Raw genomic sequence first — 20352 nt, 5'->3', positions numbered from 1 at the left:
GCGCTCCCCCCTCCCGTCCGGTGCCCTTCTGTGGCCCGATCGGCGGGGCCGCGCAACTTGCGTCCGCTTGCGGCCCGGCCTATCTGCCGCCTTCCCGCAAGGAAGGACCCCCCATGGCCCGACCCCGTCACACCGGCCCCGGCCCGTCGCAGCGGCAGTTGCGCGTGGGCGAACTGATCCGCCGCACCCTGTCGGACGTCCTGACCCGAGGCGAGGTCCATGACCCGGAGCTGAACGCCATGTCCATCACCGTGGGCGAGGTCACGGTCAGCCCCGACCTGAAGGTCGCCACCGCCTGGGTCCTGCCGCTGGGCGGCGACAAGCGGCAGGAGGCCATCGCCGCCCTGTCCCGCAACAAGGGCGAGCTGCGCCGCGCCGTGTCGCGCGAGATGACGCTGAAATACGCCCCCGACCTGCGGTTCCGCATCGACGAGACGTTCGACCGCATGGACGCCACCCGCCGCCTGTTCGGCCAGGACGACGTGCGCCGCGACGTCGAGGCGGGCCGCGACGACGCCGACGGATGATCCGTCTGGCGGCCCTGGTCTGGTCGATCCTGGCGGGGGCGGCCCTGGCCGATTGCCGGCCCGTCGACCACCGGGGGCAGGGCTTCGTGGTCTGCACCGCCGACCTGTCGCGCGACCGGATCTCGCTGCACCTGACCGATCCGGCGGGCGCGGTGCTGGGGGACTTCGCCCGGCTGGAGGCGGTGGTGGACGGGCCGGTCCGCTTCGCGATGAACGGGGGGATGTACCATCCCGACCGCACGCCCGTGGGCCTGTTCGTGCGCGACGGGGTGCAGCGGACCCCCGTCGTGACGCGGGCGGGGCCGGGCAACTTCGGGATGCGCCCGAACGGCGTGCTCTGCATCCGCGACGACGCGGCCTTCGTGAGGGAGAGCCGCGCCTTCGCCGCCGACCCGCCGGCCTGCCGGGACGCCACGCAGTCGGGTCCGATGCTGGTGGTCGACGGGGCGCTGCATCCGCGGTTCATCCCCGACAGCCCGTATCGGAACGTGCGCAACGGGGTCGGCGCCACGCCGGACGGCCGGATCGTCCACTTCGTCATCAGCGACCGCGGCGTCACGTTCCATGAGATGGCGACTCTGTTCCGCGACGTGCTGGGGGTGCGGGACGCGCTGTATCTCGACGGGCGCGTGTCGCGCCTGCACGCCCCCGCCCTGGGCCGGTCCGACCCGGGCCGGGCGATGGGGCCGATCCTGGCCGTCACGGAACGCTGATCCCATGGCGCGGCGGCGGAAGGGGCGGGCGGTCCACGGCTGGCTGATCGTGGACAAGCCCGCCGGCCTCACCTCCACCGCCGTGGTGGGCAAGGTCCGCTGGGCGCTCGACGCTCGGAAGGCGGGTCATGCGGGGACGCTGGACCCGGACGCGACCGGGCTGCTCGCCGTGGCCCTGGGGGAGGCCACGAAGACGATCCCCCTGCTGGCGGAGGCGACGAAGGGCTACGACTTCCGGGTGACCTGGGGGGCGGAGACGACGACGGACGACGCCGCCGGGACGGTGACCGCGACGTCGCGGGGGCGTCCCGACCGCGCGGCGATCGAGGCGGCGCTGCCCGCCTTCCGGGGCGACATCGCGCAGGTTCCCCCGCAGGTCAGCGCGGTGCATGTCGACGGGCGGCGGGCCTATGACGTCGTGCGGGACGGGACCGCGGTGGACCTGGCCCTGCGGCCCCTGCACGTCGCGTCGCTGGAGGTGCTGGAGGTCGGGCCGGACTGGGCGGATCTGCGCATGGCGTGCGGCAAGGGCGGCTACGTCCGGTCGATCGCCCGCGACCTGGGCCGCGCGCTGGGGTGCCTGGGACACGTCGCCTGGCTGCGGCGGACGTGGTCGGGGCCGTTCCGGGCCGAGCACGGCGTGGCGCTGGACACGGTCGAGCGGCTGGCCCGAACGCCCGACCTGGACGCGCTGCTGCGACCGTTGGAGGTCGCGCTGGGGGGCCTGCCCGAACTGCCCTGCACCCCCGAGGGCGCCACGCGGTTGCGCCACGGCAACCCCGGCGCCGTCACGCGGGGCGTCGCGGAGGGAACGGAGGCCTGGGCGTCCGAGGACGGTCGCGCGGTCGCCCTGGGCACCTATCGCGGCGGGTCGCTCCACCCCAGCCGGGTCTTCGTCCGCGACGAGGGGGACGTCGTGGCCCCGGGATGACCGGGGGCCGTTCGCTGCGCTGCGGCGATGGTTTCTCCGACGTCGGGACGGTGGGAGGCGCCGTCGGGTATAGTGTGACCGGGAGCATGGGGGACGTGCAAGCCGGGGCGTTCGGTCAACGGGGCCTGGGGTTCCGGGGCCTTCGTCGGCGAGGTCCGGGGGCCGCCGTCGCGGCGCAGGGGCGGGATGGCGGCCTTGCGGGGCGTGTCTGCGATGCGTCTGCTCCGTGTCTGCGCGGCGTCGGACGGTTTCCCGATTCGCTGCCGATGTCCGAGCCTTGGTGGCGGTGGCGTGGCCACCGGATCGCGCTTGGCCTGAAACACGATGCCCCTTCCGGTCCGTCGATTGTTTCAGTCGATCACGGGAACGGTGCGCTTCTATCGCGCGGCGTGACCCCTGCGTGAGGGGGGCTGCCTGGACTGGTGCGGCCCCGGCTAGGGGTGGGGCAACGCAACCGCGGCACGACCCGCCGCACCAATCACCGGAGCCATCCCATGACCCATGCCCGCACCGCCGCCACCGTCCTGACCGCCGGCGCCTTCGCCACGATCGCCTTCGACCTGTTCGGCCAGGGATTGTCGCCCCTGCTGGGCTTCGCCAAGCTGGCGCCGGTGGGTCTGGCGCAGTCGACGTTGAGCACCGTGTTCGGCTCCGTGCCCAAAGGCGCGGCCGACACGCTGCACATCCTGACGGGGACAATCGCCTATCCGCTGGGATACCTCCTGGTGGCGCGCCCGATCGCGGCGAAGGTGACGCCCTTCCTGCACTGGTCCGCGGTGGCGGCAGCTTACGGCGTGGGCCTGTGGGTCTTCGCGCTCTACGTGATGGCGCATCTGGTCGCCGGAATGCCCGCCTTCCTGGGCTTCGGCGGCATCACCTGGGTCGCGCTGTGGGGCCACGTCCTGTTCGCCCTGGTCGCCGCTGCGATCATCGAGCGGCGGTCGCCGCAGGCGAAGGTCCACGCGAACGCGGCCTTCGCCTGACGGGTCGCGCGGCGGGGGAACCGCACCCCCCGCCGCGCCTCGATCATTCCAGCCCCAGGCAGTTGGCGTAGAACGTGGTCGTCGCGGGCCAGTCGCTGAACACGCCCGCCACGCCCACGTCCTGCGCCAGGACGTCCAGCAGCTCGAAGTAGACGCCGTCGTTGTCGGTCGCCTCCTCGATCGACTGGAAGTACCAGCCGCCGCCGCCGTCCAGCGGGCCGGAGCGTTCCAGCGTCCAGGTGATGATCCCCAGCCCGGCGGCGTTCGCCCGTTCGGCCAGGACGGACGGCACGATCTCGCCGACCTCGTCGGTGGTGACCAGCATCCAGAGCGGCGGCGCGATGTAGTTGATCCCCATTCCCGCCAACTCTTCCATCGTGTCGGGCCAGGTGTCCGGGTCCATGGGCGAGTAGCCGTCGATGTCGTACTCGTCCATCAGATAGACGGCCTGCGCCCCGAACTCCGGCTCGGCCTCGATCCAGTACCGCACGTCCTCCAAGTTGAACGATTGCAGCCAGACGCGGGACGGGTCGATCCCCGCCTCCTTGTACTCGTCGACCAGCTTCTGGGCGTAGTCTTCCTGGCTGAACCCGTCATGCGGCATCTCGACCGAGGGCGACTTCAGCTCCGGCGTGAAGTCGGCGCCCAGCGTGTCGAAGAGCGCGATGCTTTCCGCGTGCGTCAGCAGGCCCGCGTTGTCCGCGGAATACAGCGTCGTCCGCCAGTCGGCCACGCCGTCGTTCACATACGCCTCCACCGTTTCGGCGTCCCCGTCGGCGGCGTCCATCTTGGGCGTCAGCGTGCGGAACTGGTCCAGCGTGATCTCGGACGTGCGGCATTCGGCTGTCGCGGACGCGTCGCCGGAGGCGGGCGTGAACGGGGTGACGCAGGTGTCCGCCAGGTCGGTCAGCAGGATGTCGGTGGTGGTGTGCAGGTCGTTCTGCGCGTGGCGGCAGACCAGCTCGTGGTCCTGGGTGAAGGTGACGTCGCATTCCAGGATGCCCGCGCCCATCTGCGCGGCGGCCACGTTCGAGATGCGCGTGTGCTCGGGATACATCAGCGGCGCGCCGCGGTGCCCGATGGAGAACTTCGACGTGCGCGGCGTCTGGCCCAGGCAGGCCTGCAGCGTGTCCTTCAGCGCGCCGTCGTCCATCTGGTCGATCAGATAGGCGGGGCGCGTCCCGTAGGTCAGGCCCTGCGTGGCGGCGTGGCCGTCGGCCAGCGCGGCGCCGGTGCCCAGCAGCACTGCGAGTGTCGGTCGTAGGATCATCAGGTCTCTCCCCCAGGGTCGCGATGCGTTCGTGTCCGCCCGGCGGACGAACATCGCGTGACGAGCGTATGACGCGTCCGTGACATCCGCCAAGCGCGATCTTCGGACCGTCAGGCGGGGGGGTCGCCGATTTCCGCGCCGGTGAGGGCGACCGCGAACTCCTCCGGGTCGAAGGGGGACAGGTCGTCGATCTGCTCGCCCACGCCGATGGCGTGGATGGGCAGGCCGAAGCGGTCGGCCAGCGCCACGAGGACGCCGCCCTTGGCCGTGCCGTCCAGCTTGGTCATCACCAGGCCCGTGACGTCGGCGATCTGGCGGAACACCTTGACCTGCTCCAGCGCGTTCTGGCCCGTCGTCGCATCCAGGACCAGCAGAGTGTTGTGCGGCGCGTCGGGGTCGCGCTTGCGCAGGACGCGGACGATCTTGGCCAATTCCTCCATCAGGTCGGCGCGGTTCTGGAGCCGTCCGGCGGTGTCGATCATCAGGAGGTCGGCGCCGTCGCGTTCGGCGCGTTCGTGCGCCGTGAAGGCCAGGCTGGCCGGGTCGGTGCCCTGGTCGGCGGCCAGCACGGGCACGCCCGCGCGGTCGCCCCAGACCTTCAACTGCTCCACCGCCGCCGCGCGGAACGTGTCGCCCGCCGCGATCACGACGGTCTTGCCCGCCGCCTTGAACTGGCTGGCCAGCTTGCCGATCGTCGTCGTCTTGCCCGACCCGTTGACGCCCACCACCAGGACGACCTGCGGCTTGTGGGGGAACAGGGGCATCGGCTTGGCGACGGGTTCCATCACGCGCGCGATCTCGGCGGTCAGGAGGTCGCGGATCTGGGGCACGGACAGGCGGCGGCCCATGCGTCCTTCGGCCAGGTTGGCCGCGATGCGGGTGGCGGCGTCCACCCCCATGTCGGAGGCGACGAGCAGATCCTCCAACTGTTCCAGCATGTCGTCGTCGAGCACGCGCCGGGGCGCGTCGTCGGCCTTCCGGCCCAGGAGGCGACCCAGAAGCCCCGGCTTCGCGGGCGCCGGTTCCGGGTCGGGCGCGGCGGGCGCGGGCGGGGCCGGCGCGGGGGCCGAGGTCGGGACGGGCTGGGGTGTGGGCGCGGGCGTGGGGTCTGGGTCGGGGGGCTGCGCTTCCGGGCCGGGGTCCGGGGCGTCGTCGGGCGCATCCTCGACGATGGCCTCCAACCCCTCCTCCAGGCGGGAGGACGACCGCGTCAGGCGGTCCTTGAGCTTGCGGAAGAACGACATCGGGCACCCCTTTGGGTCCATCTAGCCGGCACGGCGGACGGGGAAAAGGGACCGGGGGCCGGCAGGCCGGACGCGGGTTCCGGCGGATGCAAACCCGCCGGACGCAAACCCGCTGGACGATCCGGCCCCCGCGTCGGATACCGGGCGTCGTCGCTGGATATCCGTGGGGTCCTATCATGCGCCATGCCGCCGCCTGCCTTTCGGTCGCCCTGGTCGCCCTGGTCGCCGCCGCGCCCGCCGCCGCGGAACGGGCCGTCAGCGCGGACGCGTTCGCCCGCATGGTGGAGGGGCGCACGGTGACGTTCGACCGCTTCGGCGCGCCCTATGGGGCCGAGCAGTACCTTGACGGGAACCGGGTGATCTGGGCCTTCGACGACGGCGCGTGCGAGCGGGGCATCTGGTACGCGGGCGGATCCGACCGGATCTGCTTCGTGTACGATTCCGACCCCGTGCCGCAATGCTGGACCTTTCTGGAGATGCCGTCCGGCGCGTTCCACGCCCGGGCCGAGGGTGCCGATCCCACAGCCGACCTGGTCGCCCGCGACTGGGGGGACGAGGCGCTGGAATGCCCGGCCCCCGACCTGGGGGTCTGAAGGCGCGCGCCCCCTAGAACAGGCTGCCCTGCTCGGGGGCCTTCGCCTTCGTCGCGGCCCTGCGCGCCCCGCCGCCGCCGGGGCCGCCCGCCTTCACCCGACCGTCCGCGAACTCGATCTCCAAGGTGGCGGCGGCCCCCGCGGCCTTCGCCGTGGTGACGACCGCGTCGTCGCCGCGCACGACCGCATAGCCCCGTTCCAGGGTGGCGGCGTGGCCCAGCGACCGGCGCAGGCGGTCCAGCGCCGCCAGGCGGTCGGACAGGCGGTCCTGGCGCACGCGCGCCGCCCGGGACAGGCGTGCCAGCGCCGCGCGCAAGCGGTCGCCGTCGCGGTCCATCCGGCGCAGCAGGGGAACCGCCGTCAGGCGAGAGGCGGTCTGGCGGAAGCGGAAGCGCGGGCGGTCCAGCAGTTGCGCGGGGCGCGGCAGGGCGTGGCGGTCCAGCGCCGCGCGCGCGCGGTCCAGCCGCGCGGCGGGGGCCCGGTCCAGGCGCGTGGCCAGCCCGTCCAGCCGTCCCCGCGCCCGGGCCAGACGCGTCCGCAGCGCCTGCGGCCCGGCCCGCGCCGACAGCCGCGACAGCGCCAGGCGCGCGGTCCCGGCACGGGCGCGCAACGCTTGGGGCAGGCGGTCGGCGGATCGGTCCAGGCGCGTGCGGGGCCGGTCCAGCAGGCGGTCGGCGCGGGGCAGGGCGCGGGCGACGTCGCCCAGCCGCTGCCGCCGGGCGCGCGTCAGGCCGATCAGCGCGCGCCCCTGCCGCATCCCCAGCGTCGCCACGTGCGCCGCCAGGTCCGCGCGCACCGGCACCGCCATCTCGGCCGCCGCGGTGGGGGTGGGCGCGCGGCGGTCGGCGGCGTGGTCGATCAGCGTCGTGTCCGTTTCGTGCCCCACGGCGGAGATCAGGGGGATCGTGCAGTCGTGGGCGGCGCGCACGACGGCTTCCTCGTTGAAGCCCCACAGATCCTCGATCGACCCGCCGCCCCGGGCGACGATCACCAGGTCGGGCCGGGGCACGGGGCCGCCGGGCCGGATCGCGTCGAAGCCCCGGATGGCGCGCGACACCTCCGGCGCGCAGTTCTTGCCCTGCACGGCCACGGGCCAGATCAGGACGTGGCGGGGGAAGCGGTCGCGCAGGCGGTGCAGGATGTCGCGGATCACCGCGCCCTGGGGGCTGGTCACGACGCCGATGACGTCGGGCAGGAAGGGCAGGGGCTTCTTGCGGGCATCGTCGAACAGCCCTTCGGCCCCCAACTGCCTGCGCCGCTTCTCCAACATCGCCAGGAGCGCGCCCTCGCCGGCGACCTGCACCTCATCCACGGTCAGCTGGTACTTCGACTGCGACCCGAAGGTGGTCAGCTTGCCGGTGGCCACGACCTCCAGCCCTTCCTCCGGCACGACGGACAGGGCGGGGATCTGGCCCTTCCACACGACGGAGGCGAGGACGGCGCGGTCGTCCTTGACGTCGAAGTAGAGGTGGCCCGACCGGGCGCGGAACACGCGCCCGACCTCGCCCCGCACGCGGATGCGGCCGAACGTGCCTTCGAGCGTCTTCTTCACCGCGCCCGAGATCTCGGCCACGGAGAACTCCGGCTCGTTCGCGCCGGGGCGGGGGTCGTCGATCAGGTCGTCCATGGCCCGACAGCTAGCGCGGGCGTTCCGCGGGTGCCAGCGGTTGCGGGGCGCGGGGCGGCGCCGTATCGCGGACCGGCCGACACCGGGGGAGGCGTGGCCATGAACATCCTGATCCTGGGCTCCGGCGGGCGCGAGCACGCGCTGGCCTGGGCCATCCTGCAGAACCCCCGCTGCGACCGCCTGATCGTGGCGCCGGGCAACGGCGGCATCGGGCGCGTCGCGGACCTGGCGGATCTGGACATCTGCGACGGCGCGGCGGTGGCGGCCTTCGCCGACGAGGAGAGCATCGACCTCGTGGTGATCGGGCCGGAGGCGCCGCTGGCCGCGGGCGTGGCCGACGCGCTGGCGGATGCGGGCATCGCCTGCTTCGGGCCGACCGCCGCCGCCGCGCGGCTGGAGGCGTCGAAGGCGTTTACGAAGGAGATCTGCGATGCCGTGGGCGCCCCCACCGCCGCCTGGGCCCGGTTCGACGCCCTCGACGCGGCGCTGGCGCATCTCGCCCGCGTCGGCGCCCCGATCGTGGTCAAGGCCGACGGCCTGGCGGCGGGCAAGGGCGTGACGGTGGCCGAGGACGCATCGACCGCCCGCGCCGCCCTGCGCGACGTCTTCGCCGGTGCGCACGGCCGGGCGGAGGTGGTGCTGGAGGCCGTCCTGCGGGGCGAGGAGGCGTCGTTCTTCTGCCTGGTCGACGGGGAGACGGTGCTGCCCATCGGCACGGCGCAGGACCACAAGCGGGTGGGCGAGGGCGATACGGGGCCGAACACCGGCGGCATGGGGGCCTATTCCCCCGCCCCCGTGATGACGTCCGCAGTGGAGGCCCGCGCCCTGCGCGAGATCGTGCAGCCCGTGGCGACGGAGATGGTCCGGCGGGGGACGCCCTTCCGCGGGGTCCTGTTCACCGGCCTGATGATCGAGGACGACGCTCCGTCGCTGGTCGAGTTCAACGCGCGCTTCGGCGACCCCGAATGCCAGTGCCTGACGATGCGGCTGGGGGGGCAGGTCCTGGACCTGATCGTCGCCTGCACCGAAGGCCGGCTGGCGGACGCGCAGGTGCGCTGGGCGGACGACCACGCGATCTGCGTGGTGATGGCGGCGGACGGCTATCCCGGCCGGTACGCGACGGGAGAGCCCATCGGCGGCCTGGACGGGTTCGAGGGCGACAGCCGCCGCATGGTGTTCCACGCGGGCACCGAACGGCGCGACGGGGGATACGTGTCGGCGGGCGGTCGGACCCTGGGTGTCGCGGCGCGGGGGGACGACCTGCGCGCGGCGCGCGACGCGGCCTACGGCATCGTGGACGGGATCGACTGGCCGGGCGGCTTCGTGCGCCGCGACATCGGATGGCGGGCGCTGGGATGACGTGGCACCGCACCGCCCTGCTGGCGGCCCGCATCCTGATCGCGGCCCTGTTCGCCGCGGGCACGTTCCAGAAGGCGCTGTCCCCGGACGGGGCGATGGGTCTGCTGACGGACCGGGGCCTGCCCGACTGGCTGGTCTGGCCCGCGACCGCCTACAACGCGGCGGCGGCCCTGGCGTTGCTGGCGGGGTGGAGGGTCGCGCCCGTGGCGCTGTCGCTGGCGGCCTATTGCGCGGTCACCAGCGTGTTCCACCTGATCCCGGACGATCCCTGGCAGATGTCGATCTTCGTGAAGAACTGGGCGATCGCGGGCGGGTGCCTGGCGCTCGCGGTGGCGTGGGACGCGACCCGGCGGGAGGCCCGCTAGGACATCGGCTCCCCCTCGCAGCCCAGGAGGGACTGCCCGACCTCCGCGATGCGCTGGACCTCCGCGTTGGCGGTGGAGCGCACGAAGGTGCTGCCGTCCGCCTCGAACGGCAGCCAGCAATGGAGCCGCAGCGGATCGTCGTCGTAGAGGAAGCAGACCTGCGCGTCGTCGGTCGTGATCTCGCCATAGGCGCAGGTGCCGTCGGCGCGCGTCCAGATGGAGCGTTCGCGCGATAGGAACCGCTCGATCCCTACCAGGTCGCCCGACCCGGCCATCACGAAGGTCAAGGTGTTGCCCGCCGCCAGGTTCAGGAATTCGGCTGGCGATACCGGCGTTTCCTGCGCCGCGGCAGGCGCGGCCAGCAACGCGATCAGGGCGGCGACCTTACGCATCGCATGGGTCCCCGAGCGTTGCGTGGCCATTCGTACCGGTGCCCAGGTCGCGGACATCCAGCACATCGCCGCGCAGGGCGACGGACAGCGTGCGGGTGCGGGCGGCGTCGCGCAGGGTGAAGCGGACGCCATCGAGGCAGTCCGCCTGGATGCCTTCGATGAAGGGCTGGCCGATGGCGTGGTTCGTCACGCCCTCGAGGCTTGCGACCGGTCGCAGTTCGTCGCCCACCAGCCGCCAGACCCGGAGCACCTTCGCCAGGTGGGGACGGTCGACATAAGCGACCTCCCACGCACCGTCGCCGTCGAGATCGCCCCAGGCGGCGGGGGCCAGCCAGCGATGGCGGGTGCCGATGTAGGGGGTCGCGGCGAGAGGCGTTAGTCTGTCGTCGTCGATCCGATATACGACCAGTTGTGCCCCCTGGGTCAACGAGGACCGGACCGCTACCAGTTCAGGGCGGCCATCGCTATCAACATCCGTGATCCGAGGACGGGTATCCTCGAATACGTGACCGTCTCCCGATTGCACGACCCAATCACGGCATCCTCCTTCGTAGCTTACGAAGCGCAGGTGCAATGTCAGCCCGTCGCGTGCACGGCCCAGCACGTCGTGGCCGTAGATGTCGGTAGGTGAGCCATAGAAGGCAGCATAGAAACCGCTTGGTCCGGGCTGGAGCTGGACGCCACCCGTCTGGCTGCCCTCGCCCTGGCCGATGCAGGCCATCGCCGGACCGGCCATCATCGTGAGCCCGACGACCACGGCGCGCAACGCGGTCAGATCTGCTTCTCCGGCATCTGCACCTTCAGGCCGTCCAGGTCGTCGGTCACCTTCAGCTGACACGTCAGGCGGGACCGGTCGGGGTCGGGCTCGTAGGCGAAGTCGAGCATGTCCTCCTCCATCGCGTCCTTAGCCGGCAGCTTGTCGGTCCAGGCGGGGTCCACGTAGACGTGGCAAGTCGAACAGGCACAGGCCCCGCCGCAATCGGCTTCGATCCCCGGGATGCCGTTGTCGCGGGCGCCTTCCATCACGGTCAGGCCCAGGGGTACGTCGACGACGTGTTCCTTCCCGCCATGCTCGATATAGGTGATCTTGGGCATCGCGGGCCTCCGGCATCTGGCTTCGATCCGCGCAGAGGTAGCGGCCGGCGGGCCGGGGTTCAACAGCGGGGACGGCATGGCCGCAGGACGGATACCGGCGATCGACCTGGCCCGCGCGGGCGCCTTGCTGGCGATGGCCGTGTTCCACGTCGGGCGCGACCTGGACGTGATGGGCGTGACCGCGCCCGGATCCAGCTTCACGCCCGCCTGGCAATGGTCCGCGCGCCTGATCGCGGGCAGCTTCGTGTTCCTGGCGGGGGTCAGCCTGTGGCTGGGGCATGGGCGCGGCCTGCGACGGGGGCCGTTCCTGCGGCGGTTGGGCATGCTGCTGGCGGCGGCGGCGCTGGTGTCGCTGGCGACCTGGGCCACGTTCCCCGCGCAATGGGTGCGGTTCGGGATCCTCCATTCCATCGCGCTGTCGTCGGTGATCGGGCTGGCCTTCCTCCGCGTGCCCGCTTGGGGCTGCGTCGGGGCCGGCGCCGCGATGGTCTGGATCGGGTCCACGGTCGCCGTGGACCTGCCGACCGTTCTGCAGGTCGTGATCGGCCTGGGCCGCGACGTGCCGGCGATGATGGACTGGGAGCCGGTGTTCCCCTGGACGGGGCCGTTCCTGCTCGGGTTGGGGGTGGCGAAGGCGATGGACCCGGCGGGGTGGTGGGACCGCCTGCGCGGCCGCCCGGCGGGACCGGGATGGGACCGGCTGGGCTGGCCGGGCCGTCATTCGCTTGCGGTGTATCTGGTGCATCAACCCATGATCGTGGGAACGATCCTGGCGTGGCAGAGGCTGGCATCGTGACGGGGCACGCCCCCGTGCGGGGCGGGGGCGCCGAACGAAGAACGGGCGCCCCGATGGGGCGCCCGTTCTGGTCCGTCCGGTCGGGGGACGATCAGTCGTCGTTCGACGTCTCGGCGTCCGTTTCCTCCAGCGACAGCGCGACGAAGCGCGGGTCGCCGCCGCGGCGGATCAGAAGGAGGAAGGACGTCTGGCCGGCCTCGCGGGCCTCCTCGACCCGATCCTCCAGCTGACCGATGGTCGAGACGCGGACCTGTCCCGCCTCCTCGATCAGGTCGCCGGCGCGCAGGCCCTTCTCGTAGGCCGGCGAATCGACGTCGATGTCGGACACGACCAGGCCCTCGGCGTCCGCGTCCAGGCCCAGCTGCTCGCGCAGCTCGTCGTTCAGCGTGGCGACCGTCATGCCCAGAAGCGTCTGCTCGGCCGGATCCTCCTGGCTCGACGATGCGGGCACCGCGCGCTCCGCCTCCTCGCGGCGGCCCAGGGTGACGCGCAGCGTCTGCGTCTCGCCGTCGCGGAAGATGACCACGCGCACGGCCTCGCCCACGGGCGCGCTGCCGACCGTGCGGACCAGTTGCCGCGTGTCCGCGATGTCGACGCCGTCGAAGGTCAGGATGACGTCGCGCGGCTCGATGCCCGCGTCCAGCGCCGGTCCGTCGGGGACGTCCGTGATCAGGGCGCCGCGCGCCTCGACCAGGCCCAGGGCCTCCGCCAGCTCGGGGTCGACGTCCTGGATGCGCACGCCCAGCCAGCCGCGCCGCGTCTCGCCGAACTCCTCCAACTGCTCGACCACGTTCGTCACGACGTTGGACGCCATGGCGAAGCCAATCCCGATGGAGCCGCCGTTGGGCGACAGGATCGCGGTGTTCACGCCGATGACCTCGCCGTCCATGTTGAACAGCGGACCGCCGGAGTTGCCGCGGTTGATGGCCGCGTCCGTCTGGATGTAGTCGTCATAGGCGCCCTGAAGCTCGCGCTCGCGCGCCGACACGATGCCCGCGCTGACGCTGAAGCCCTGGCCCAGGGGGTTGCCCATGGCCATGACCCAGTCGCCCGTGCGCATGTCGTCGCTGTCGCCGAACGGCACGAAGGGCAAGTCGTCCGTATCGGTGGTGACCTTCAACAGCGCGATGTCGGTGTTCGGATCGGTGCCGATGACCTCCGCCGGAAGCTCCTCGCCGGACCAGAACTCAATCAGGATCTCGTCGGCGTTCTCAATCACGTGGTTGTTCGTGACGATGTAGCCGTCGGCGGAGATGACGAAGCCGGACCCCAGCGCCGACCCGCGGCGGGTGCGGGGGCGGGGCTCCTCGCCCTCGGGTACGCCGCGGCGGCGGAACTCGTCGAAGAAGTCCTCCAAGGGGTTGCCGCGATTGGGCCCGCGGGCGCCGGCGGCCACGGTGTTCGTCGTGGTGATGTTGACGACCGCGTCGTCCACCTGGTCCACCAGGTCGGCGAACGTGTCGGGGCGGCTCTGCGCGTCGGCGGCCAGGGGCGTCAGCGCCAGGGCCAGCCCCAGCGTGGCCGGCGCCGCGAGGCGGCGGAGCGGGGTTATCGTCGGGGTTGATTCGAACAAGTCTCGTCCCTCCAGGAATCTCGTTCAGGGGCCGTCGTTTCGACGGTCCGTGCCCGTTCGGGCGTCCGTTGCATATCCGCCGCAGATCGGGGGCATTCAACGGAGGGTGCGTTCACATGGCCGTGACACACGGGCGCCCGCATCGCGTCGGGCGCGGGTGGTCGGCGAAGGCCCCCGGGGGGGCCTCCGCGGGTTCCTATTGCGCGATCGGAACGATCGTTCCCGTGCTATCGGCGCCACCGTCGGATGCGTCAGCCGCGACCGCCGCGGGGGCCGCGCCGGCGTCGGACGAGTCCGGCGCCTGCGACGCCGCGGCATCGTCGGTGCCCGCCGCGTCACCGTCCGCGGCCGGCGCCTGCAACGCGGCGTCGTCCGCCGGCGGCGCGGCCGCGGGCGCGGCCTGCGGCACGCTGGACGGCACCGGGCGGGCGTTCAGCGGGTCCCCGTCCAGCCGGTCCGTCTTCAGGTAGTCGAAGAACTCCGAATCCGGGCTGAGCACCAGGGTCGAGTTGCTGCCCTGCAGCGCGCGCTGGTACGCCGTCAGCGAACGGTAGAACTCGAAGAACTCCGGGTCCTGCGTGAAGGCCTGCGCGAAGATGTTGTTGCGCTGGGCGTCGGCTTCACCGCGCGTGATCTCCGCCTCGCGCTGCGCTTCCGACGTCAGTTCCACCACCGTGCGGTCGGCCTGGGCGCGGATCCGCTGGGCGGCCTCCTCGCCCCGCGCGATCTCGTCCGCGGCCTCCCGTTCGCGCTCGGCACGCATCCGGGCGAAGGTCGCCTCCAGGTTCTGGGGCGGCAGGTCGGTGCGCATCAGTCGCACGTCGATGATCTGCAGGCCCAGCGCCTGGGCGTCGGCCCGGGCGCCCGCCGCGATCCGCGCCATCAGCGCGGCGCGGTCCTCCGACAGGATCTCGTTCGACGACACCGAACCCAGCACCTCGCGCAGCTCGGCCCGCAGGATCGAGTCGAGCCGCTGCTCGGCCGCGAACTCGCCGCCCACGCCGACGGCCTGACGGAAGCGTTCCACGTCCGTGATGCGGTACCGCGCGAAGGCGTCCACCACCAGGCGCCGGTCGTCCGACGGCGTGACCTCCAAGGGTTCGACGTCGCGTGCCAGGATCCGGTCGTCGTAGTACACGACGTTCTGGATGAACGGGATCTTCACAGCGAGGCCGGGATCCTCCTTCACCGCCACCACGCGCCCGAACTGCAGGACCAGCGCCTTCTGGCGTTCGTCCACGACGAAGAGCGACGTGAACGCCAGGACGACGATCAACACCACGGGCACGATCAGATAGAGAGCGGATTTCCGCATCAGTTGGTCCCCCCTTGGGCGGATCGGCCGCCGCGCAACTCGTTGAGCGGCAGGAACGGGATCACGCCCTGTCCGCCGCCCGCACCGCCGCCGCCGACGTTGTCGTCGATGATGATCTTGTCCACGTCACCGAAGACCTGCTCCATGGTTTCCAGATACAGCCGCTTGCGCGTCACTTCCGGGGCCGCCGAATACTCGGTCAGGACGGCGGAGAACCGGCTGGCTTCACCCTGGGCTTCGTTCACCACGCGGGCGCGGTAGGCTTCCGCCTCCTCCAACGCCTGCGCGGCGGTACCGCGCGCACCGGCCAGTTCGCGGTTGGCATAGGCGTCGGCCTCGGACTGCAATCGGTCGCGCTGCTGCTCGGCCGCCTGGACCTCGCGGAAGGCGTCGATCACCTCGCGCGGGGGATCGGCGCGGTCGAAGTTGACCCGCAGGATGTTCACGCCCGCGTCGTAGCTGTCGAGCGTGGACTGGATCAGGTCGTCCAGGCGCTCCGCGATGATGCCGCGGTCGCGGTTCAGGATGGGGGCCAGCTGCGACTGGGCCACGATCTCGCGCATGGCGGATTCGGACACGGCGCGGATGGTGGCGTCCGGGTCGCGCAGGTTGAACAGGAACTGTGCGGGATCGCGGACGTTCCAGACGACCTGGAAGTCGATGTCGACCACGTTCTCGTCGCCCGTCAGCATCAAGCCCTGCTCGCCGCGGTTGCCGCGGTTCACGCCGATGTCGATGGACCGCTCGGTCGTGACGGGGATCACCTCCTTGGTGATGATGGGCCAGGGCGCGAAGTTCAGACCGGGATCGCCCACGTCCGAGAACTCGCCGAGGAACAGCTCGACCGAACGTTCTTCCGGACGCACGGTATAGAAGGACGCGAACAGCCACAGGCCCAGCGCCGCCACCCCCAGCAGGCCCCAGGTGGTGCGGTTCATCTCGAACCCGCCGTTGCCCCCGCCGCCGTTCGGACGGTTCGGGCCGCCGCCGCGGCCGCCCATCAGGACGCGCAGGCGGTCCTGACCCTTGCGGACCAGGTCGTCGATCTCGGGGATCCCCTCGCCCCGGTTGGGACGGCGCGGGCCGCCGGGTCCGTTCGGTCCGCCGCGGGGCGGGCGCTCGTCGCCGCCACCGCCGCCGCTGGAATTGCCGCCACCCCCCCAGGGGCCACTGGGTCCTGCCATCAGGTCCGTTCCTCGTCTCTCAGAATCATGTGTCTTCCCTCTGACCCACAAATGGCGTCGGCGCCCCCTCGTTCAAGCGAGGGTCCGCACCGGCTCCCTCAGGGTCACCATCTCCTCGGCCATGGTCGGATGCACGGCGCAGGTCCGGTCGAAGTCCGCCTTCGTGGCGCCCATCTTCAACGCCACGGCGACGAACTGGATCATCTCGGCGGCATGGGGGCCGACGATGTGGACGCCCAGCACCCGGTCGGTGTCGCGGTCCACCAGCATCTTGAACAGCACCCGCTCGGTTCCGCCCGCGAAGGCCATCTGCATGGGGCGGAACGCGGTCGCATAGACCAGGGTGGGGCCGCGCTCCTCCGCCTCCTCCTCCGTCAGGCCGACGGTGCCCATCTCCGGCTGGGTGAAGGTGGCCGACGGGATCAGGTCGTAGTCCATCTTCGTAGGCTCGCCCCCGAACACGGTCTTGTGAAAGGCGATGGCCTCGCGGATGGCGACCGGCGTCAATTCGACGCGACCGATGCAGTCGCCCAACGCGAAGATCGACGGCACGTCCGTTTGCAGGTGGTCGTCGACGCGCACGGCGCCGCGGCGGTCCAGCTTCACGCCGACCTCCTCCAGGCCGATGTCCACCGTGTTCGGATTGCGTCCGGTGGCCCAGAGCAGCGTGTCGAACGTGTCCTCGTGCCCGTTCGAGCCCTTCACCCAGATCCGCCCGTCGCGTTCCTCGATCGCGGTGGGCGAGCAGCCGGTGTGGATCGTGATGCCGCGCTGCGTCATGCAGTCGGCGACGTGGCCTCGGGCCTCGTCGTCGAAGCCGCGCAAGATCTGCGCCTTGCGGACGAACTGCTGCACCTCGACGCCCAGCCCGTTGAAGATGCCCGCGAACTCGCACCCGATATAGCCCCCGCCCACGATCAGCATCTTCCGGGGCAGGGCGTCGAGGTGGAAGATGTCGTCCGACACGATGCCCAGATGGGCGTTCGTCATGTCCGGCACGTTGGGCCGGCCGCCAAGCGCCAGGAGGATGTGGCGCGCCGTCACGATCGTTCCGTCGTCCAGCTCGATGCTGTGGGGGTCCGTCAGGCGGGCGCGGGCCTTGTGGATCGTGACGCCCGCCTTCTCCGCGTTGGTGGTGTACGTCTCCTCCAGCCGGTCCAATTCGCCGTTGAGGTGATCGCGGAACAGGCCCCAGTCGAACGCCCCGACCCGCATGTCCCAGCCGTATTCCCGTGCCAGGCCGGCCGATTCGCAGTACTCGGACGCATAGACCATCAGCTTCTTGGGCACGCAGCCGCGGATGACGCAGGTGCCGCCCATCCGGCTGCTTTCGGCCAGGCCGACCCTGTGGCCGTCCAGCGCGGTCAGCCGCGCGGCGCGCACGCCCCCCGATCCGCCGCCGATGACGAAGAGGTCGTAGTCGAACGATGCCATGTTATGATGCTCCCGCGCGGCGCGCCTCGCCGTCCAGCCGTGGTTCAGTCTTCCAGCTCGCCGTACAGCAGGTCGGCGGCCGTGACGTCGCCCCCCTCCTCGCGCAGGCTGCCGTCGCTCAGGTCGCGGATCTCGACCGTGCCGTCGTCGCGTCCCGACACCACGACGTCCGCCATGTCCAGGAACAGGCCGTTCTCAACCACGCCGGGAATGCGGTTCAGCATCGCCGACAGGAGGCCGGGACGGCCGATGCGGCCCAGCGACAGATCCAGGACGAGGTTCCCCTCGTCCGTGCGGAAGGGCGCGTCGCCCGTCATGCGCAGGGCGATGGCGTGGCCGTCCACGTCCATCCCCTCCAACCCTTCCTCGATCAGCTGCCGCGTGGCGCGATGGCCGAAGGGGATCACCTCCACCGGCAGGGGAAAGGCGCCGAGCGTGTCCACGACCTTCGCGTCGTCCACGATCACGACCATCCGGTCGGACGCGGCGGCGACGATCTTCTCGTGCAGAAGCGCGCCGCCCCCGCCCTTGATGAGGTTCATGTCGGCGTCGACCTCGTCGGCCCCGTCGATGGTCAGGTCCAGCCAGCCGGCCTCCTCCAGGGTAGTCAGGGGCACGTCGCAGTCCCGCGCCAGGTCCGCCGTGCGGGCGGAGGTGGGAACGGCGGTGATCGACAGCCCCTCGGCGCGGACGCGCTCGCCCAGGCGGCGGACCATCCACGCGGCGGTGGACCCGGTGCCCAGACCCACGCGCATCCCCGCCTCGACGTAGTCGCAGGCCCGCCGGGCGGCGACGGCCTTCGCGCGGTCGATGGGGTCGGGTGGGGTGGTCATGGCAGTCGCGCGTCCAGGATCGTCGGTTCGGCCGCGACCCTATGCAAACCCCGCGCCGATGCCCAGACCCGACGCCAGGGCGTCCAACGCATCCAGGGGGACGATCAGCAGGCAGGGTCCGTCGCAGCGCAGCGTCACGGGCCCGGTCGCGCGGTTCGACGTCCCGACCCGCCCCGCGGGCTCCAGCATCAGGCCGTCCAGGGGCCAGCGCAGCCCGGTGGATCGCAGCCGCGCCCGGCCCAGCGGCCACAGCGACACGCGGCATCCGGGCGCCAGGTCCAGCGCCAGGCGCCGCGGGGCCAGGCAGACGCAGTCCTCGGCCGACAGCAGCACGACGGCGGGCGCCCCGGACCCGCGCTCGGCGAGGTGGCTGAACACGGCCAGCGCATGATCGATCCGCCCGCCCAGGAAACCCACGGCCAGCACGAAATCGGCATCGGCGTGACGCAGGGCCTTGGCGAAGTCGGTGCTGTTCTGTTCCGCCACGGGCACCAGGACGTCCCGGAAGGCCGACCGCGCCGCCGGGGACAGGCTGTCCATGTCGCCCACCACCGCGGCGGGCCGCAGGCCGTGCGCCAGGCAGGCGTCGGCGCCCCCGTCGGCGGCCACCACGCGGGGGGCGCGGCTTAACGCCGCTTTAAGGGCGGACGTGTCAGCAGGGCCCCCGCCGACCAGGGTGATCCCCGGCGCGGCGGAGTGGTCCGGTCCCGGCGATTCTGTCAAGAATGGGGCCTCCGCTTCCCGAAATGGTCCCGTTTCGGGCAACATCCGAATGGATTTGCCCTGTTAACCGGATCGGTGGAACGGTGAACAGACCCCGTGACGGGGAAGGTGGTGCGACGTGACCGAACGATCCAACAAGGTTCTGACCGTCTCCTACGGGACGTTCACCTGCAGGCTGGAAGGGTACGACGACCCCGTGGAGGCGGTGATCCGCGTCGCGGCCTTCTTCCGCGACACCGTCGCCGCGGACCGCCGGTTCGGCGCCCTGCCCGGCGCGGGGGTCCATACGGACGACGATGTCTCCGCCGCCCTGTCGCGCTTCCGCGCCGAGGACGCCGCCCGTGATGCGGAACCCTCCGGTGACACGCCCGCCGCGGACGCCCCGACCGGCGACGGTGCCCCGCGACCCGTCGCCGTCACCGAAAGCCGGCCCGACGCGCCCCGGCCGGACGAGGCCTGGGACGACGAGGACGCCGACGACATCGAACGCTGGAACGCGGAGGCCGCGCGCGAGCGGCAGATGCTGGACGCCGTGCGCGACGGCCGCCCCCAGGATGCCCTGCGCGAGCCCGTCGATACGATCGAGTTCGCCGACGACCCCGCGCAGGACGCGGATGCCGGGGACACGCTGGTGCTGGGCCGGCCGCTGGACGACGACGAGGAGGACGAAGCGCGGGCCACGCGCGATGATGATGATGACGATGACGACGCCGACGACGCGATCCTCGACGTCCTGGACGATGACGACGACGACTGGGACGACGACACATCTGCGAACGCACGCACGGTCGCGGTCCGCGACGCGGACGGGGGCGAAGGCGACGACGCGGGGGACGGCGCCGATCCCGTGGACGACGTCGAACGCCTCTTCGCCGCCACCGACAGCCGCCTGTCGGGCGACGACAACGCCCAGGCCCGCGACCGCCATTCGCGCATGAAGGCGGTGGTCGCCGCCCGGCGCGACGACGAGTCCCTCGACGGGGCGCATGTCGCGGAACAGCAATCCTATCGCGACGACCTGCGCCACAGCATCCAGCCTCGCCACGTGGGCGGCGACACGCTGCCCGGCGGCGACGGCGACCGCCCCCGGGCCGCCGCCCGCGTCGTGCGCCGCGTGCCCGGCGGCGCGCCGGAGGGCGGGGCCGGGGACGCGACCGCCCCGCGGGCGGAACCCGACCGCGCCGGCACGCTGATGCTGGTATCCGAACAGCGTGCGGACGGCGACGGACCGATCCGGCCCCGGCGCGTCCGCCGCGCCACCGAATCCGACGATGCGGAGCGCGAGATCCTGGCCGCCGTCGGCGCTTCCGCCGGGGACGGGGACGACGACGCGTTCCCCGCCTACGCCGCCGAGTTGGGCGCGAAGGGCCTGCACGACCTGATCGAGGCGGCCGC

21 protein-coding genes are annotated in these 20352 nt (G+C 72.1%); 9 read left to right on the top strand and 12 right to left on the bottom strand.

The window, feature by feature from the left end:
* The first annotated feature begins 113 nt into the window (after positions 1-113).
* The 4 genes from rbfA to P0084_RS11785 all read left to right on the top strand — a co-directional run bounded on the left by rbfA (position 114) and on the right by P0084_RS11785 (position 3154).
* On the top strand, positions 114-527 hold the full coding sequence (gene rbfA / locus P0084_RS11800; RefSeq protein WP_308917054.1) for a 30S ribosome-binding factor RbfA: 414 nt from the start codon (positions 114-116) through the stop codon (positions 525-527).
* Positions 524-1240 carry a phosphodiester glycosidase family protein gene (locus P0084_RS11795; protein WP_308917053.1) on the top strand — a complete coding sequence of 239 codons (717 nt, stop codon included), beginning with the start codon at positions 524-526 and terminating at the stop codon, positions 1238-1240. The genes rbfA and P0084_RS11795 overlap by 4 nt, the downstream gene beginning before the upstream one ends.
* A gap of 4 nt (positions 1241-1244) precedes the next feature.
* Positions 1245-2171 (top strand): tRNA pseudouridine(55) synthase TruB, encoded by a 927-nt coding sequence (truB, locus tag P0084_RS11790; RefSeq protein WP_308917052.1) that lies wholly within the window; start codon positions 1245-1247, stop codon positions 2169-2171.
* A 494-nt stretch (positions 2172-2665) separates the two neighbouring features.
* Positions 2666-3154: a hypothetical protein gene (locus P0084_RS11785; RefSeq protein WP_308917051.1), complete on the top strand. Its 489-nt coding sequence runs from the start codon at positions 2666-2668 to the stop codon at positions 3152-3154.
* A 43-nt stretch (positions 3155-3197) separates the two neighbouring features.
* Here the strand turns inward: P0084_RS11785 and P0084_RS11780 are convergent, their stop codons facing one another.
* Both P0084_RS11780 and ftsY read right to left on the bottom strand, forming a co-directional pair.
* The gene (locus P0084_RS11780) at positions 3198-4424 is read right to left on the bottom strand and encodes a glycerophosphodiester phosphodiesterase family protein (RefSeq protein WP_308917050.1); all 1227 of its coding nucleotides are present in this window, start codon (positions 4422-4424) and stop codon (positions 3198-3200) included.
* Positions 4425-4534: 110 nt separating this feature from the next.
* On the bottom strand, positions 4535-5668 hold the full coding sequence (ftsY, locus tag P0084_RS11775; RefSeq protein WP_308917049.1) for a signal recognition particle-docking protein FtsY: 1134 nt from the start codon (positions 5666-5668) through the stop codon (positions 4535-4537).
* Between the two features lie 176 nt (positions 5669-5844).
* On the opposite strand from ftsY, the gene P0084_RS11770 reads away from it, so the two are divergent.
* Positions 5845-6261: a hypothetical protein gene (locus P0084_RS11770; protein WP_308917048.1), complete on the top strand. Its 417-nt coding sequence runs from the start codon at positions 5845-5847 to the stop codon at positions 6259-6261.
* A gap of 13 nt (positions 6262-6274) precedes the next feature.
* On the opposite strand, the gene xseA is transcribed toward P0084_RS11770, so the two are convergent.
* The gene (gene xseA / locus P0084_RS11765) at positions 6275-7888 is read right to left on the bottom strand and encodes an exodeoxyribonuclease VII large subunit (RefSeq protein ID WP_308917047.1); all 1614 of its coding nucleotides are present in this window, start codon (positions 7886-7888) and stop codon (positions 6275-6277) included.
* Between the two features lie 99 nt (positions 7889-7987).
* On the opposite strand from xseA, the gene purD reads away from it, so the two are divergent.
* A complete protein-coding gene (purD, locus tag P0084_RS11760) occupies positions 7988-9247 on the top strand; it encodes a phosphoribosylamine--glycine ligase (RefSeq protein ID WP_308917046.1) in 1260 nt (419 codons plus the stop codon).
* Complete coding sequence (locus tag P0084_RS11755; RefSeq protein ID WP_308917045.1) at positions 9244-9612, top strand: DoxX family protein; 369 nt, start codon at positions 9244-9246, stop codon at positions 9610-9612. The genes purD and P0084_RS11755 overlap by 4 nt, the downstream gene beginning before the upstream one ends.
* Here P0084_RS11755 and P0084_RS11750 read toward each other — a convergent pair.
* Genes P0084_RS11750 through P0084_RS11740 form a run of 3 tightly spaced genes read right to left on the bottom strand, consistent with a single transcriptional unit; the run spans position 9609 to position 11099 of the window.
* Positions 9609-10004, bottom strand: a complete 396-nt coding sequence (locus P0084_RS11750; protein ID WP_308917044.1) for a hypothetical protein — start codon at positions 10002-10004, stop codon at positions 9609-9611. The two genes, P0084_RS11755 and P0084_RS11750, sit on opposite strands and share 4 nt — an antisense overlap.
* Positions 9997-10761 carry an FG-GAP repeat domain-containing protein gene (locus tag P0084_RS11745; protein WP_308917166.1) on the bottom strand — a complete coding sequence of 255 codons (765 nt, stop codon included), beginning with the start codon at positions 10759-10761 and terminating at the stop codon, positions 9997-9999. The genes P0084_RS11750 and P0084_RS11745 overlap by 8 nt, the downstream gene beginning before the upstream one ends.
* A 14-nt stretch (positions 10762-10775) precedes the next feature.
* A complete protein-coding gene (locus P0084_RS11740; protein ID WP_308917043.1) occupies positions 10776-11099 on the bottom strand; it encodes a 2Fe-2S iron-sulfur cluster-binding protein in 324 nt (107 codons plus the stop codon).
* Here P0084_RS11740 and P0084_RS11735 point away from each other — a divergent pair.
* Complete coding sequence (locus P0084_RS11735; protein WP_308917042.1) at positions 11086-11895, top strand: heparan-alpha-glucosaminide N-acetyltransferase; 810 nt, start codon at positions 11086-11088, stop codon at positions 11893-11895. The genes P0084_RS11740 and P0084_RS11735 overlap by 14 nt on opposite strands.
* 91 nt (positions 11896-11986) lie before the next feature.
* On the opposite strand, the gene P0084_RS11730 is transcribed toward P0084_RS11735, so the two are convergent.
* The 6 genes from P0084_RS11730 to P0084_RS11705 all read right to left on the bottom strand — a co-directional run bounded on the left by P0084_RS11730 (position 11987) and on the right by P0084_RS11705 (position 18957).
* On the bottom strand, positions 11987-13468 hold the full coding sequence (locus P0084_RS11730; RefSeq protein WP_374213645.1) for a Do family serine endopeptidase: 1482 nt from the start codon (positions 13466-13468) through the stop codon (positions 11987-11989).
* Positions 13469-13664: 196 nt separating this feature from the next.
* On the bottom strand, positions 13665-14783 hold the full coding sequence (hflC, locus tag P0084_RS11725) for a protease modulator HflC (protein ID WP_308917041.1): 1119 nt from the start codon (positions 14781-14783) through the stop codon (positions 13665-13667).
* Positions 14783-15967, bottom strand: a complete 1185-nt coding sequence (gene hflK, locus P0084_RS11720) for an FtsH protease activity modulator HflK (RefSeq protein WP_308917040.1) — start codon at positions 15965-15967, stop codon at positions 14783-14785. Before hflK ends, hflC begins: the two co-directional genes overlap by 1 nt.
* 72 nt (positions 15968-16039) lie before the next feature.
* Positions 16040-17401 (bottom strand): glutathione-disulfide reductase, encoded by a 1362-nt coding sequence (gene gorA, locus P0084_RS11715; protein ID WP_308917039.1) that lies wholly within the window; start codon positions 17399-17401, stop codon positions 16040-16042.
* Positions 17402-17445: 44 nt separating this feature from the next.
* Positions 17446-18234 carry a ribose-5-phosphate isomerase RpiA gene (rpiA, locus tag P0084_RS11710; RefSeq protein ID WP_308917038.1) on the bottom strand — a complete coding sequence of 263 codons (789 nt, stop codon included), beginning with the start codon at positions 18232-18234 and terminating at the stop codon, positions 17446-17448.
* Positions 18235-18273: 39 nt separating this feature from the next.
* A complete protein-coding gene (locus P0084_RS11705) occupies positions 18274-18957 on the bottom strand; it encodes a thiamine diphosphokinase (protein ID WP_308917037.1) in 684 nt (227 codons plus the stop codon).
* Positions 18958-19075: 118 nt separating this feature from the next.
* On the opposite strand from P0084_RS11705, the gene P0084_RS11700 reads away from it, so the two are divergent.
* A partial coding sequence (locus P0084_RS11700) for a hypothetical protein (RefSeq protein ID WP_308917036.1) occupies positions 19076-20352 on the top strand: 1277 nt, incomplete at its 3' end.

The organism is Jannaschia maritima, from assembly GCF_030973515.1.
Classification (GTDB): domain Bacteria; phylum Pseudomonadota; class Alphaproteobacteria; order Rhodobacterales; family Rhodobacteraceae; genus Jannaschia; species Jannaschia maritima.
Note: the sequence above shows the minus strand (reverse complement) of the source record. Positions and strands in the feature narration are given on the sequence as shown.

Coding starts and splice junctions, on each gene's coding strand:
- hflK (WP_308917040.1), bottom strand. CDS start 15,967: ATGGCAGGACCCAGTGGCCCCTGGGGGGGTGGCGGCAATTCCAGCGGC.
- P0084_RS11750 (WP_308917044.1), bottom strand. CDS start 10,004: ATGCGTAAGGTCGCCGCCCTGATCGCGTTGCTGGCCGCGCCTGCCGCG.
- ftsY (WP_308917049.1), bottom strand. CDS start 5,668: ATGTCGTTCTTCCGCAAGCTCAAGGACCGCCTGACGCGGTCGTCCTCC.
- P0084_RS11785 (WP_308917051.1), top strand. CDS start 2,666: ATGACCCATGCCCGCACCGCCGCCACCGTCCTGACCGCCGGCGCCTTC.
- xseA (WP_308917047.1), bottom strand. CDS start 7,888: ATGGACGACCTGATCGACGACCCCCGCCCCGGCGCGAACGAGCCGGAG.
- P0084_RS11755 (WP_308917045.1), top strand. CDS start 9,244: ATGACGTGGCACCGCACCGCCCTGCTGGCGGCCCGCATCCTGATCGCG.
- P0084_RS11795 (WP_308917053.1), top strand. CDS start 524: ATGATCCGTCTGGCGGCCCTGGTCTGGTCGATCCTGGCGGGGGCGGCC.
- rbfA (WP_308917054.1), top strand. CDS start 114: ATGGCCCGACCCCGTCACACCGGCCCCGGCCCGTCGCAGCGGCAGTTG.
- gorA (WP_308917039.1), bottom strand. CDS start 17,401: ATGGCATCGTTCGACTACGACCTCTTCGTCATCGGCGGCGGATCGGGG.
- P0084_RS11780 (WP_308917050.1), bottom strand. CDS start 4,424: ATGATCCTACGACCGACACTCGCAGTGCTGCTGGGCACCGGCGCCGCG.
- rpiA (WP_308917038.1), bottom strand. CDS start 18,234: ATGACCACCCCACCCGACCCCATCGACCGCGCGAAGGCCGTCGCCGCC.
- hflC (WP_308917041.1), bottom strand. CDS start 14,783: ATGCGGAAATCCGCTCTCTATCTGATCGTGCCCGTGGTGTTGATCGTC.
- P0084_RS11770 (WP_308917048.1), top strand. CDS start 5,845: ATGCGCCATGCCGCCGCCTGCCTTTCGGTCGCCCTGGTCGCCCTGGTC.
- truB (WP_308917052.1), top strand. CDS start 1,245: ATGGCGCGGCGGCGGAAGGGGCGGGCGGTCCACGGCTGGCTGATCGTG.
- purD (WP_308917046.1), top strand. CDS start 7,988: ATGAACATCCTGATCCTGGGCTCCGGCGGGCGCGAGCACGCGCTGGCC.
- P0084_RS11740 (WP_308917043.1), bottom strand. CDS start 11,099: ATGCCCAAGATCACCTATATCGAGCATGGCGGGAAGGAACACGTCGTC.